General features: G+C 60.2%; 12 protein-coding genes. 5 read left to right on the top strand and 7 right to left on the bottom strand.

What is annotated here, in order from left to right; genetic code table 11:
• Positions 1-35 precede the first annotated feature (35 nt).
• On the bottom strand, positions 36-713 hold the full coding sequence (locus NK667_RS31865) for a TetR/AcrR family transcriptional regulator (RefSeq protein WP_054616694.1): 678 nt from the start codon (positions 711-713) through the stop codon (positions 36-38).
• Positions 714-815: 102 nt separating this feature from the next.
• On the bottom strand, positions 816-2,717 hold the full coding sequence (quiC, locus tag NK667_RS31860) for a 3-dehydroshikimate dehydratase QuiC (protein ID WP_054616695.1): 1,902 nt from the start codon (positions 2,715-2,717) through the stop codon (positions 816-818).
• A gap of 413 nt (positions 2,718-3,130) precedes the next feature.
• Here quiC and NK667_RS31855 point away from each other — a divergent pair, with 413 nt between their 5' ends.
• Entirely contained in the window at positions 3,131-4,447 is a 1,317-nt protein-coding gene (locus tag NK667_RS31855; RefSeq protein ID WP_236708657.1) for an MFS transporter, read from the top strand.
• 124 nt (positions 4,448-4,571) lie between these two features.
• Here NK667_RS31855 and NK667_RS31845 read toward each other — a convergent pair whose 3' ends face one another.
• Positions 4,572-5,450 (bottom strand): DMT family transporter, encoded by an 879-nt coding sequence (locus NK667_RS31845; RefSeq protein WP_054052650.1) that lies wholly within the window; start codon positions 5,448-5,450, stop codon positions 4,572-4,574.
• A gap of 260 nt (positions 5,451-5,710) precedes the next feature.
• Between NK667_RS31845 and ypfJ the strand changes: the two genes are divergently transcribed.
• Both ypfJ and NK667_RS31835 read left to right on the top strand, forming a co-directional pair.
• Complete coding sequence (gene ypfJ, locus NK667_RS31840) at positions 5,711-6,604, top strand: KPN_02809 family neutral zinc metallopeptidase (RefSeq protein ID WP_054052648.1); 894 nt, start codon at positions 5,711-5,713, stop codon at positions 6,602-6,604.
• Positions 6,605-7,564 carry an alpha/beta fold hydrolase gene (locus NK667_RS31835; protein ID WP_054052646.1) on the top strand — a complete coding sequence of 320 codons (960 nt, stop codon included), beginning with the start codon at positions 6,605-6,607 and terminating at the stop codon, positions 7,562-7,564.
• Positions 7,565-7,683: 119 nt separating this feature from the next.
• Here the strand turns inward: NK667_RS31835 and NK667_RS31830 are convergent, their stop codons facing one another.
• The 3 genes from NK667_RS31830 to NK667_RS31820 form a co-directional block, all read right to left on the bottom strand.
• Positions 7,684-8,277: an HAD family hydrolase gene (locus NK667_RS31830; RefSeq protein ID WP_054616697.1), complete on the bottom strand. Its 594-nt coding sequence runs from the start codon at positions 8,275-8,277 to the stop codon at positions 7,684-7,686.
• Positions 8,274-9,143, bottom strand: a complete 870-nt coding sequence (gene tesB, locus NK667_RS31825) for an acyl-CoA thioesterase II (RefSeq protein ID WP_054052641.1) — start codon at positions 9,141-9,143, stop codon at positions 8,274-8,276. The genes NK667_RS31830 and tesB overlap by 4 nt, the downstream gene beginning before the upstream one ends.
• A 106-nt stretch (positions 9,144-9,249) precedes the next feature.
• The gene (locus NK667_RS31820) at positions 9,250-9,819 is read right to left on the bottom strand and encodes a GNAT family N-acetyltransferase (RefSeq protein WP_054052640.1); all 570 of its coding nucleotides are present in this window, start codon (positions 9,817-9,819) and stop codon (positions 9,250-9,252) included.
• 85 nt (positions 9,820-9,904) lie between these two features.
• On the opposite strand from NK667_RS31820, the gene NK667_RS31815 reads away from it, so the two are divergent.
• The gene (locus tag NK667_RS31815) at positions 9,905-10,825 is read left to right on the top strand and encodes a histone deacetylase family protein (protein ID WP_054616698.1); all 921 of its coding nucleotides are present in this window, start codon (positions 9,905-9,907) and stop codon (positions 10,823-10,825) included.
• A gap of 282 nt (positions 10,826-11,107) precedes the next feature.
• Complete coding sequence (locus NK667_RS31810; protein ID WP_177331476.1) at positions 11,108-12,349, top strand: TIGR03862 family flavoprotein; 1,242 nt, start codon at positions 11,108-11,110, stop codon at positions 12,347-12,349.
• A gap of 117 nt (positions 12,350-12,466) precedes the next feature.
• On the opposite strand, the gene NK667_RS31805 is transcribed toward NK667_RS31810, so the two are convergent.
• Positions 12,467-13,801 carry an RNA helicase RhlE1 gene (locus NK667_RS31805; RefSeq protein WP_054616700.1) on the bottom strand — a complete coding sequence of 445 codons (1,335 nt, stop codon included), beginning with the start codon at positions 13,799-13,801 and terminating at the stop codon, positions 12,467-12,469.
• Positions 13,802-13,812: the final 11 nt, after the last annotated feature.

The following is a 13,812-nucleotide window of genomic DNA, read 5'->3' as shown; positions in this document are numbered from 1 at the left end:
CGCAGCCCAACGGGGGCAAGCCCCCTCGCCACAGGTCAGGCCTGCAAATAGCGCAAAACCGACTCGCAAATCATCGCCCGATGACGCTGCTTGACGGTTTCATCCGGCAAGTCGATCTGAAATATCTCACTGAAGGTATGGCGGTTCGACACGCGGTAGAAGCAGAACGAACTGATCAGCAAATGCACGTCCAGCGGATCCAGGCCGGCCCGGAACACACCCTCTTCAGCCCCGCGACGCAGGATCTCATTCAGAGAATCGAGGATGGTGTTGTTCATCGCCTTGATCGCATCGGAGCGCTTCACAAACTCGGCGTTGTGAATGTTCTCGATGCAGACGATGCGCACGAAATCGACATTGCGGTCATGGTGATCGAAGGTGAATTCCACCAGCCGCCGAATCGCCTCCACCGGCGCCAGTTCGGCCAGGTGCAAACGGTTTTCGGTGCTGCGGATATCGCCGTAGAGTTTCTCCAGCACCTCGACGTACAGCTGCTCTTTACTGCCGAAGTAGTAATAGATCATGCGTTTCGAGGTGTGGATGCGTTCGGCGATCGCATCGACGCGAGCGCCGGAAAGTCCTTGCTGGACGAACTCGACTATCGCCTCTTGCAGGATGTTCTCGCGGGTCTTTTCCGGGTTGTTCTTGCGACTCTTGCGAGGCTCCACAAGTGGTTCGTCGGGGGCTACGGGGAGTTCTGAAGTTATCGTCATTGCGGGCTCACGGCCATCACTGCACAGGCTGGCGATTATGGGCCGCGCTGCACAGTGAAGGAAGTCGCGCGGCCGTGGTTTAACCCCGTATTTACGATTTTCCTACAACTTTGCCTGACGTACGGCACCACTTCGGGACTTCGCCATGGCCGCCAGGCGCACCGCGACGTTGGCCGCACCGTAACCGGCGTAGCCATTTTTGCGCTGGATGATTTCAAAGAAGAACCGCCCTTCGAATGGCTCGGTGTAGACGTGGAACAACTCGCCACCCTGGGCATCACGGTCGTAGAGCACGTTGAAATACGCTAGCTCGCTGAGGAACTCGTCATCAAAATCAAACCGCGCGGCGAGGTCATCGTAATAGTTGAGCGGGATATCCAGCAGCGGCACGCCGGCCTCTTTCGCACGGCTGACCTCGGCAAAGATGTCGTCGCAGTCGAAGGCGATGTGATGCACCCCGGAGCCGCGATAACTCGACAGCGCGTGTGAGATCGCGGTGTTGCGGTTCTCGGAAATGTTCAGCGGCAAACGGATCGAACTATCACGGCTGCGCAGCGCCCGGCTCTTCACCAGGCCGTACGGATCGGGCAGCACCACCTCGTCGTCCGCCTCGAAATCCAGCAGGCTTTTATAGAACAGCACCCAACTGTCGAGGCTGTCCGCCGGCAGCGCCATGGCCATGTGGTCGATGCGTTTCAGGCCACCGCTGGTGGTGGCTGCCGGTTGCAAATTGAAATCGGTGCCGTAGACATCGGCGTGCTGGTCCACCAGATAAATCAGGCTGCCGTCCGGTGCACGCACCGCCGCCAGCTCCAGTTCGTTGGGGCCGACCAGTCCACGATAAGGCTGGCCCTTGTAGGCCACGGCGCGTGCGAGCGCGCTGGCGCTGTCGTTGACCCGCACGGCGGTGGCGCACAGCGACGGACCGTGGGCTTCGAAAAAGCTGTGGGCGAAAGAGTACGGTTCGGAGTTGAGGATCAGGTTGATATCGCCCTGACGCAACAGGCTGACGCTCTTGGAGCGATGCTGCCCGGCCTTGACGAAACCCAGCCGCTCCAGCCAATGCGAGAGCTTGGCGCCGAGGCTTTCATCCACCGCGAACTCCAAAAACTCGATGCCGTTGTATTCGCTAGCCTTGGGCGTTTCGAACAGGATGTCGACATTGGCCACAGGCTTGGCTTCCTGCGCCAGGCGCTGGCGGGTTTTCTCCTCCAGGTACAGCAACGAGCGCAAACCGTCGGCGGCATTGGCCCGTGGCGGCGCGGCGCGGAAACCGTCGTTGAAGATCTCCAGCGACAGCGGTCCGGTGTAACCGCTTTTGATGATCGGCGCGAGGAAACCCGCCAGATCGAATTCACCCTGGCCCGGGAAGCAGCGGAAATGCCGGCTCCACTCCAGCACGTCCATGGCGAGGATCGGCGCATCGGCCATTTGCACGAAGAAGATTTTGTCGCCGGGAATTTCGGCAATAGCGCTCGGATCGCCCTTGAGCGACAGCGTGTGAAAACTGTCGAGCAGCACACCGAGGCTCGGATGATCCGCCTGGCGCACGATGTTCCACACCTGTTGATAAGTATTGACGTGACGGCCCCAGGCCAGCGCTTCGTAGCCAATGCGCAAACCACGAGCGCCGGCGCGTTCGGCCAGCAGGTGCAGATCATCGATCAGGATGCGTTCATCACCGAGGGAATCGGCCGACGCGTTGCTGCACACCAGCACCAGATCCGTGCCGAGTTCCTGCATCAAGTCGAACTTGCGCTCGGCCCGTTCCAGGTTGCGTTGCAGACGATCGCGGCGGCAGCCTTCGAAATCGCGGAAGGGTTGAAACAGCGTGATGGCGATCCCGAGATCGGCGCACATCTGTCTAATTTCCCGGGGGCTGCCGTCGTAGTAGAGAAGGTCATTCTCGAAAATCTCCACCCCGTCAAACCCGGCGGCGGCGATGGCTTCGAGTTTTTCCGGCAGGGTACCGCTCAAGGAAACGGTGGCAATGGAACGTTGCATATCTCGACTCCCGGTGATTGCACATCCCTCTGTAGGACGGAGGATTGGTGGACTGTAGGAGCTGTCGAGTGAAACGAGGCTGCGATCTTTTGACGTTGGTTTTTAAGATCAAAAGATCGCAGCCTCGTTTCACTCGACAGCTCCTACACAGCTCCTACGAGGATCGCGTTTTCTTGGGGTAAATTATTGGCTCCAAGCTCCCACACGGCAATTCAAAGTGTACTAGCCAGTTAGTTTTATGTGCGATTATCGAACACAATGACCCTTGGCGAATTGACGATTTTTTGTCCACTGCCCAACATCCACTGCACATTGAGTCCGGCCATCAACCGCCGAGGCTCGGTTACCAAAGACCTAGAACACCACATAAAAATAATCGGGTGGCCTACATGACTCCTTCTCAAAGCTCTCCCATGGAGCGTTCCTCCATGACTCCTGCCTCCGGTGGCATCGGCGATAAAATCCGCGGCGCCATGGCCGTCGGCAAAACCCGTTGGGGCATGCTGGCCCTGGTGTTTTTTGCCACCACCCTGAACTACATCGACCGCGCCGCACTCGGCGTGATGCAGCCAATCCTGGCCAAGGAAATGAGCTGGACGGCGATGGACTACGCCAACATCAACTTCTGGTTTCAGGTCGGCTACGCCATCGGTTTCGTGCTGCAAGGCCGGTTGATCGACCGGATCGGCGTCAAGCGCGTGTTCTTCTGCGCAGTGCTGCTGTGGAGCCTGGCCACCGGCGCCCACGGCCTGGCCACGTCAGCCGCAGGCTTCATGGTCTGTCGGTTTATTCTCGGTTTGACCGAGGCCGCGAACTACCCGGCCTGTGTGAAAACCACCCGGTTGTGGTTCCCGGCCGGCGAGCGGGCCGTGGCCACCGGCATTTTCAACGCCGGCACCAACGTCGGCGCGATGTTCACGCCAATGCTGCTGCCACTGATCCTTCACGCATGGGGCTGGCAGGCAGCGTTCCTGTGCATGTCGGCACTGGGCGGGATCTGGTTGCTGTTCTGGGCCTTGAAGTACTTCAACCCGGAAGATCACCCAACCGTCAAACAATCGGAACTGGACTACATCCAGAAGGAAGTCGAGCCGGAACAATCCCGCGTATCGTTCTCCACCATCCTGCGCATGCGTGGCACCTGGGCATTCGCCCTCGCCTACTCAATGACCGCGCCGGTGTTCTGGTTCTACCTTTATTGGCTGCCACCGTTCCTCAATCAGCAATACAACCTGGGCATCAACGTGACCCAGATGGGCATCCCGCTGATCATCATTTATCTGACGGCTGACTTCGGCAGTGTCGGCGGCGGGATCCTGTCCTCGTTCCTGATCGGTCGCGGGATCAACCCGATCAAGGCGCGGCTGATGTCCATGTTCCTGTTTGCCTGCTGCATCATCGGCGTGATTATGGCGGCCGGATCGAGCAACCTGTGGGTCGCGGTGGCCGCCATTTCCCTGGCCATCGGCGCGCACCAGGCCTGGACCGCGAACATCTGGAGCCTGGTGATGGACTACACGCCTAAACACATGATGAGCACCGTGTTTGGTTTCGGCGGGATGTGTGCGGCGATTGGCGGGATGTTCATGACGCAGTTGGTCGGGCACATCCTGACGGCCACCAATAACAACTACACCGTGCTGTTCACCATGATCCCGGCGATGTACTTCATCGCGCTGATCTGGATGTACTTCATGGCACCGCGCAAGATTCCTACCGTCACTCAGTAAAAACACCACCCCCCTGTGGGAGCGGGCTTGCTCGCGAAGGCGGTGTGTCAGGCAACGATAATGTTGAATGACACACCGCCTTCGCGAGCAAGCCCGCTCCCACAGTTCGTTCAGTGTTAATCCCCTACCGGCGGCTCTGCTGCCAAGCCGCCGCCAGCCCGCTGCAACAAATCACCGCAATCCCGACCACCGTGGTCAGGGTCGGGGTGTGGGAAAACAACAGCCAGCCGAGCAGCCCGGCAAACACAATCTGACAATAACCAAACGGCGCCAGCAGCGCCGGGGCGGCGTAGCGGAAGGCCTGGGTCAGGAACAAATGCGCGGTCATCCCGCAGCTCCCCAACGCCAGCATCAACAACCCATGACCGAGGGTCGGCACCTGCCAAAAGAACGGCACCAGCGCGCTCATCACCAGGGTGTTGCACAACCCGGCGAAGAAGTTGCTGGTGGTCGGGCTGTCGATCTGGCTGAGCTTGCGGGTGAGCAACTGATAGAAACAGAAAAACATCGCCGAGCAGAACGGCAGCAGAATCGCCGGGGTGAACAGTTCGCCGCCAGGGTGGACGATGATCAACACGCCGATAAAGCCGCAAATCACCGCGATCCATTGGCCACGAGTGACGTGTTCCTTGAGCAGCGGCACTGACAACGCGGTGACCAACACCGGCGCAAGAAAGTTGACCGCCGTGGCTTCGGCCAAGGGGATGTACAACAAACCGGTGGTGAAAAACAGACTGGTCCCCAGCAAGCACAACGCCCGCGCCAACTGCAGTAAAGGTCGCTTGGTGCGTAGGACGCGCAACCCCGACTGCGGCAGAAAAATCCCGGCCATCAATAAGGTGTGCACCAAGTAACGAGCCCAGACCACCATGATGATCGGGTAGAAACCGGAGAGGTATTTGGACAGCGCGTCATGGCTGGAAAACAGGAACGTCGCGGCAACGATCAGCAAGATCCCTTTGAAGGGTTTGTTTACACCGGAGAGGGGGGTGCTGATGGTCATGGAAATCCTTTGGAATTTTAATTCCAACAATTTAGAACCTGGTTCCAGATTCTTACACAGGCGAACGAAAAAAGTGTGCGAACAACGCCCTGCTTCCATCTCTGGGACAAATACCCGGCGCCTGACGGAATTTGCCGCGCGATTGACGCTCAATACAACGCTGTAGTTTTCTGGTTAACGTTGAAATATGGACGACCGGACTGGCGCCGCACCTACACACCAACAACACTCATCACCACGTACACATCGAGGATTCCCACATGCTATGGAAAAAAGGCCGACGCAGCGACAACGTGGTCGATGCCCGAGGTGATGACGTCGGCGGTGGTGGCGGCGGGATGCGCTTCGGCGGCGGCAAGGGCCTGAGCCTCACGGCGATCCTGTTGATTGTCGGGATCGGCTGGATCACCGGCCAGGACCCGATGCAGATCCTTGGACAACTGACCGGGCAAATGACCGAGCAATCGGCACCGGCCACGAACCAGACGCGCAAGGCGCCACCGGCGAATGATCAGCAAGCCGAGTTCGTGCGCTCGATCCTCGGTGATACCGAGGACACCTGGGGCCAGATTTTCCAACAGGCCGGCAAGCAGTACAAAAACCCGACCCTGGTGCTGTTCAGCAACCGGGTGAACTCGGCGTGCGGCCTGGCCACTTCCGCGACCGGCCCGTTCTACTGCCCGGCCGACCAGAAGGTCTATCTGGACATGGCGTTCTTCCAGGAAATGTCGCAGCGTTTTTCCGCCGCCGGCGACTTCGCCCAGGCCTACGTGATCGCTCATGAAGTCGGACACCATGTTCAGACCTTGCTCGGTGTTTCCGCGAAAATTCAGACCGCTCGCCAGCAAGGTCGGCAGATGGAAGGCGATGGTGGTTTACTGGTGCGTCAGGAACTCCAGGCCGATTGCCTGGCCGGGGTCTGGGCCAACAATGCGCAGAAGCGTCTGAACTGGCTGGAACCCGGTGACATCGAGGAAGCCCTGAACGCCGCCAATGCGATTGGCGATGACCGTTTGCAGCAGCAAGGTCAGGGCCGCGTCGTACCGGACTCCTTTACCCATGGCACGTCAGCGCAAAGGGTGCGCTGGTTCAAAACCGGTTTCGCTCAGGGCCAGGTCGGCCAGTGCGATACCTTTGCGGCGAAAAATCTGTAAATGCATAAATGGTTGTTGGTGTTGTTGATCGCCTGCGCGAGTGCCCAGGCCGACGAGCACGGGGTCAAAGAGATCAGCCCCGGGCGCCTATTGTTGAAAGAAGGTGAGATGGCGGTGGGCATGGGCCCGGCGCCGGCGAAAATCGAGCGGGTGCTGATCATCATCCATGGTCGATTGCGCAACGCCGAGACCTACCGTCGCAGCGCCGAGAAGGCGGCTGAAGCGGCCGGGCAAAGCGCGAACACGCTGGTGATCGCCCCGCAGTTTCTCAATGAAACCGACGTCACGCGCCATCCCGTGGCGGACAGTGTGTTGCGCTGGAAGGGGAATGACTGGATGGCCGGCGGGTTATCCACCGCACCGTTTGCCCTGAGTTCGTTCGCCGCCCTCGACCAAATCATCGACCGGCTCAGCGACCGCCGGCAATTTCCGGACGTGAAGCAAATCGTCATCGCCGGTCACTCCGGTGGCGGCCAGGTGGTGCAGCGCTACGCACTGCTGGCCCACGACCAACCGGCGCTCACGGCGGCCGGGGTAAAAATCCGCTACGTGGTGGCCAACCCGTCGTCCTACGCCTACTTCAACGAGCAGCGGCCGGTGGCGTTCGATCATGCGCGCTGCACCGGTTTCAATCGCTGGAAGTATGGTCTGACAGACCTGCCCATCTATGCCAGCGGGCAAACGGCGCCGCAGATTGAGAGCGTTTACATCAAGCGTGATGTGACTTATCTGCTGGGTCAGCAGGACACCGACCCGCAGCACCCGGCGCTGGACAAGGGTTGCGAGGCGGAAGCCCAAGGGGCGTATCGCCTGGCTCGCGGGCATAACTTTTTTGATTATTTGCTGCGGCGAAATCCACAAGGGGTGAATCAGCGCCTGATCGAAGTGCCTGGGGTCGGGCATAACGGGGATGGGATGTTTACGTCGCCTGAGGGGCAGAAGGTTCTGTTCAGTCAGTGAGTTTTTGTGTTGCCTGACAGGGCCTCTTCGCGGGCAAGCCTCGCTCCTACAGGGGAGTGCATTTCCAACTGTAGGAGCGAGGCTTGCCCGCGAAGACAATTAACCAGACACCAAACCACTCAAGCGAAAAGCATCCGCCGCAACTCAACACAATCCGCCGCATGCCAATCCGCCAACTCCGGCCACGGGTTATCCGGCAAATTCACCAACACCGTCCGCGCCCCTGCCGCCCGACCGCAATCCAGGTCAAAGCGGTAATCACCGACCATCACCATCTCGCTCGCCGGCACATTCCAGGCTTCGGCCAATTTCAATAAACCACCGGGATGCGGCTTGGGCGGCGCTTCGTCACGACCCAACACATCCTCAACCGCAAAGCAGTCCGCCAGGCCGATGGCCTCCAGGGTCACATGCGCCAGTTCGCGAGCATTGCGCGTGAGGATGCCGAGGCGATAACCGCGCCCGGCCAGTTCACGCACCAGTTCCACCGCACCGGGTGCCGGTTTCGAGCCCAGCGCCAGATCCCGTTCATGCTCCAGCAACCACGCATGTTTGGCGGCAGCTTCTTCGGCGGGCAGCGCGGCGAGGTGGGTCAGGATGTCGTCTTCGGCCGGGATCGCCAGCGCCACGCGGATCGCCGCGAAGTCATGCACGGCCACCGTCAGGGTGCCGTCCATGTCGAACACCCAGTGCCGCACCTCGGTAAGGCTCATGCCCAATCCTTGCGATGACGAATCAGGCCTTCCTGAGTGACCGAGGCCACCAGTTGCCCGGCACGGTTGAACACGCTGCCACGGGAGAATCCACGGGAATTACCGGCCCACGGACTGTCCATCGCATAGAGCAGCCAGTCATCGGCGCGCAGGTCGGAATGGAACCACAACGCGTGGTCGAGGCTGGCGACCTGCATGTCTTTCTGCCACACCGATTTGCCGTGGGGCAGCAGCGAGGTAGTCAGCAGCCCGAAGTCCGAGGCGTAGGCCAGCAGGTATTTGTGCAGCGCCGGCGAATCGGCCAAGGCACCGTCGGCACGAAACCAGACGTACTTGATCGGGTCGGCCGCTTGCGGGTTGTAGGGGTCTTTCTCGGTCACCGGGCGGACTTCGATCGGTTTCGGGCAGAGCAGTTTTTCGCGCATATGTTCCGGGATCAAGTGCGCGCGTTGTTGAGTCAGTTCCAGTTCCGACGGCAGGTTTTCCGGGCCGACCACTTGGGGCATTTCGGTCTGGTGCTGGAAGCCTTCTTCGTCGTACTGGAAGGACGCGCTGCAGGTGAAAATCGGGTTGCCCTTCTGGATTGCCGTCACCCGGCGAGTGCTGAAACTGCCGCCATCGCGCACCCGATCAACCTGATACACCACCGGCAACTTGGCATCGCCCGGGCGCAGGAAATAACCGTGCATCGAGTGCACATGACGCGCCTCTTCAACGGTCTGACTGGCCGCCGACAGGGACTGGCCGAGCACCTGGCCGCCGAACAACTGACGGAAACCCAGGTCCTGGCTGCGGCCACGGAACAGGTTTTCTTCAATCGGTTCCAGGGTCAGCAGGTCTACCAGATCTTCCAATACTTGGCTCATTCAGGCTCTCCTCACACAAAGCAATGCCGCGCAGTCTTGGCTGCGGCGGTCGATTCAGTTAATGGCCCAGGCCAACATGGCGACCATTGTAAACGTCCGCGCCTGCTTATCCATGCAAGGTTTGCAGCCATTGTTCACGGGTGATGCGGTACAGGACATGGTGACGCAGCGGATGCTCGGGTGCGAGCTTCGGGTGGTCGAAGTCATCGGCTGAATCATGCTGCATGCCGATGGCCTGCATGACTTTCTCCGACGGCAGATTGGCTTGCGCGGTGAACGCGACGACCTCTTTCAGCGCCAACCGGTCAAAGCCGCAGCGCAGAGCGGTCCACGCCGCTTCACTGGCATAACCCAGGCCCCAGTGTTCGCGGGCCAGGCGCCAGCCGATTTCGGTGGCCGGGGTAAAGGGCGCGTCGAAACCGACCACACCCAATCCGGTAAAACCGATAAACGCGCCGGTGTCCTTGCGCTCCAATGCCCAGAGGCCGAAACCGTGCTCGGCAAAGTGCCCGCGGATCCGTCCGATCAGCGACGCACTTTCCAGTCGGCTCAAGGGCTCGGGGAAATAACGCATCACCTGCGGATCGGCGCACATTGCCGCAAACTCCGGCAAATCCTCATCGCTCCATTGCCGCAACAGCAAGCGTGCGCTTTCAAGTTCCAGTATCGGCTCCATTGTGCCCCTCCAATTCCATACTCCGAGTCTACATCGCTGGTAGGATCCTTCACTCATCCCACCTGCATTCCTACACAAATCAGCCATGCCCCTGCCTTTGATCTACCACGAAGACTACAGCCCCGAGTTTCCGGCGGAACACCGCTTCCCTATGGACAAGTTTCGCCTGCTGCGCGATCACCTGGTGGACAGTGGTCTGGTCCGGGACGCCGACCTGCTGCGCCCGGAACTGTGTCCGGCAGAGATTCTCGCCCTCGCACATGACCCTGCGTATATCGAACGCTATATGAGCGGCGAGTTGTCCCGCGAAGACCAGCGGCGCCTCGGCCTACCGTGGAACGAAGCCCTGGCCCGGCGCACGGTGCGGGCGGTTGGCGGCTCATTGCTGGCGGCCGAGCAGGCGCTGGAGCATGGGCTGGCCTGTCACCTGGCCGGCGGCACCCATCACGCGCACTACGACTATCCGGCCGGGTTCTGCATCTTCAATGACCTGGCGGTGATCAGCCATTACCTGCTGGAAAGCGGTCGGGTGAATCGGGTGTTGATCTTCGATTGCGACGTGCACCAGGGCGACGGGACTGCACGGATCCTGCACAACACCCCGGACGCGGTGACCGTTTCCCTGCATTGCGAAAAGAATTTTCCTGCACGCAAAGCCGAAAGCGACTGGGACATTCCTTTGCCCAAGGGCATGGGCGATGCGGATTATTTGAAGGTGGTGGACGACGCGCTCAACTATTTGCTGCCGCTCTACCAACCGGACCTGGTGCTGTATGACGCCGGGGTCGATGTGCATAAGGATGACGCGCTGGGTTACCTGAAGCTGACCGACGAAGGCGTCGCCGCCCGGGATGAAAGCGTGATGCGACACTGCCTGGGCCGAGACATTCCGGTAGTCGGGGTGATCGGCGGCGGCTACAGCAAGGACCGTCAGGCACTGGCCCGTCGCCACGGCATCCTGCATCACAGCGCACAACGGGTGTGGCAGTCATCAGGTTGTCATTGAGGTATGAATCTTTACCCACAATGCCTGTGGAACTGCCTGTGGATAACCTGAGTGAAAGGGCCTGCAGCCCAGGCTGTATATAGCGCGCAGAGCGCTGGTTGTTTTTTAACCACTCTTTTGAGTACACCAGTGATCCCCTGTGGGAGCGGGCTTGCTCGCGAATGCGGTGTATCAAGCAACGCAGATGTCGACTGACACTCCGCCTTCGCGAGCAAGCCCGCTCCCACCCTGACTTGTGCTGATAGAATGCGCCGCTTATCCAGCCATACCACAGCGCATGCCATGACCCAGCCCTCGACTTCCCTCCCCCCGCACATCGCCATCATCGGCGGCGGCCCCGCTGGCCTGATGGCCGCCGAGGTCCTGAGCCAGGCCGGGATCAAAGTCGATCTGTACGACGGCATGCCCTCCGTAGGACGAAAATTCCTGCTGGCCGGCGTCGGTGGCATGAACATCACCCACTCCGAAGCCTACCCGGCGTTCCTCTCGCGCTACGCCGAACGGGCGCCGCAAATCGCCCCGTTGCTGCGATCATTCGGCGCCGATGCGCTGTGCCAGTGGATTCATGACCTGGGCATCGAAACCTTTGTCGGCAGCTCTGGCCGGGTTTTTCCTACGGACATGAAAGCCGCGCCCCTACTCCGCGCCTGGCTCAAACGACTGCGCGATGCAGGCGTGGTTATCCACACCCGCCATCGCTGGCTCGGCTGGAATGAGCACGGTGATTTGCGTATCACCAGTCCCGACGGCGAAATCACCGTCAAACCCGACGCCACCCTGCTCGCCCTCGGCGGCGGCAGTTGGTCGCGCCTGGGCTCGGACGGCGCGTGGATGCTGCCCTTGGAACAGCGCGGCGTAGGACTGGCACCGCTGCAACCGAGCAATTGCGGCTTCGAGGTGCAGGCCTGGAGCGAATTGATGGTCAGCAAATTCGCTGGCGCGCCGCTGAAAAATATCGCGATTGGCTTGAATGACGACATCCCGCGCCTCGGGGAATGTGTGATCACTGCCACGGGGATTGAAGGCAGCTTGATCTATGCACTGTCGGCACCGATTCGCGAAGCCATCAATCAGCACAGCTCAGCGACCATTCATATCGACCTGTTGCCGGGCCGGCCTGTGGATAAAGTTGAGACTGCGCTGAAGAAACCGCGCGGCTCGCGCTCGATGTCCAAACACCTGCACAGTCAGCTTGGAATCGATGGTGTGAAAGCGGCGTTGCTAAGAGAGTTGACGGCGGCCGAGTGCTTTGCCGATCCGGCGTTGCTGGCCAAAGCGATCAAGGCGTTGCCGCTGACGCTGGTTAAAACCCGTCCATTGGATGAAGCCATCAGTAGCGCGGGTGGCGTGACGTTCGAGTCGATGGATGAGCGCTTGATGCTCAAGCAACTGCCTGGCGTGTTCTGCGCGGGGGAAATGCTGGACTGGGAAGCACCGACGGGGGGCTATCTGCTGACGGGGTGTTTTGCCAGTGGGCGCGCGGCTGGGTTTGGGATGGTGGAGTGGCTACAGCGCAAGAGCTGAAGACCTCGGCGCGCCCTTCGCGAGCAAGCCCGCTCCCACATTTGATCTGTGTCGTATGCAGATCCAGTGTGGGAGCGGGCTTGCTCGCGAAGGCGGCCTAACAGACGCCGAATCTTATTAAGGCTTTTTCTTACGCGGCCCAGTGTTAAACACCGGCACTTTGCGCACAGGCTTGATCGAAGGCTCCACCGCCGAAGCGTCCCCGCTCTCAACCCACTTACCCAAATTGCGCTTACCGCCACCGGCGGTCTTTGGCTTCTTCGGTTTCTTCGGCTTCTTCACCACCTGACCACTGGAATCGGTATCCGGAACCCGATGCTCAGGCTCGAAATCCTGCTCGGTCTGGCGAGTCAGTGTCTGACGGGTCAACATCTCGATGGCCGACAGCTGATTCACTTCATCTGCGCACACCAAGGAAATTGCCTCACCGGTGGCACCCGCACGGCCAGTACGACCGATGCGGTGGATGTAGTCCTCGGCCACGATCGGCAGGTCGAAGTTGACCACCAACGGCAAATCTTCGATGTCCAGACCACGGGCCGCGACGTCTGTGGCGACCAGAATCTGTACTTCACTGGCCTTGAACCGATCAAGCGCCCGCTGACGGGTCGCTTGCGGTTTGTCGCCGTGGATGCCGTCGGCATTGATGCCCAGGCCCTGGAGTTTTTCCACCAGCGCGTCCACGCCGTTGCGGGTCTTAGCGAACACCAGCACCTGTTTCCACTTGCCCTTGCGCAGCAAATGAATGAACAGCTCCGGCTTGCGCTTCTTGTCCACCACCACAACCCATTGCTTGACGGTGTTGGCCGCCACATTGCGCGGGCTGACTTCGATACTCAGCGGATCGTTGAGCATTTGCCCGGCCAGCAAGCGGATCGCATCGGAGAAGGTCGCCGAGAACAGCAGCGTTTGACGTTGCTTCGGCAGTACGCGGTAGATGTTCCCCAGCTCTTCGGAGAAACCCAGATCGAGCATGCGATCGGCTTCGTCGAGGATCAGGGTTTGCAGTTGATTGAACTTGAGAGCCTTCTGGCGATACAGGTCGAGCAGACGACCCGGGGTCGCCACCAGTACGTCGACACCTTTGCGCAGCTTCATCATCTGCGGGTTGATGCTGACGCCGCCGTACACCGCGTAAGTGCTGAGCGGCAGGTTCTCGGCGTACTGACGCACGGCTTCGTGAACCTGTTCGGCCAGTTCGCGGGTCGGCACCAGGATCAGCGCACGCACCGAGTTGGAGGCAACTTTCGGCCCTTCCATGGCCAGCAACTGCAGCAGCGGCAGCGCGAAACCGGCAGTTTTACCGGTGCCGGTCTGGGCCGCAGCCATCAGGTCGCGACCGGCCAGCACCGCCGGAATGGCTTGCGCCTGGACCGGCGTAGGCGTCTGGTAGCCGAGCGTCTCAAGAGAGCGCAGCAAGGGTTCGATCAGGCCAAGGGAGGCGAAAGTCATGGGATTACCGT

Origin of the sequence: Pseudomonas nunensis (assembly GCF_024296925.1) — a bacterium.
Lineage (GTDB): Bacteria > Pseudomonadota > Gammaproteobacteria > Pseudomonadales > Pseudomonadaceae > Aquipseudomonas > Aquipseudomonas nunensis.
This window is presented reverse-complemented; position numbering and strand designations above follow the sequence as displayed.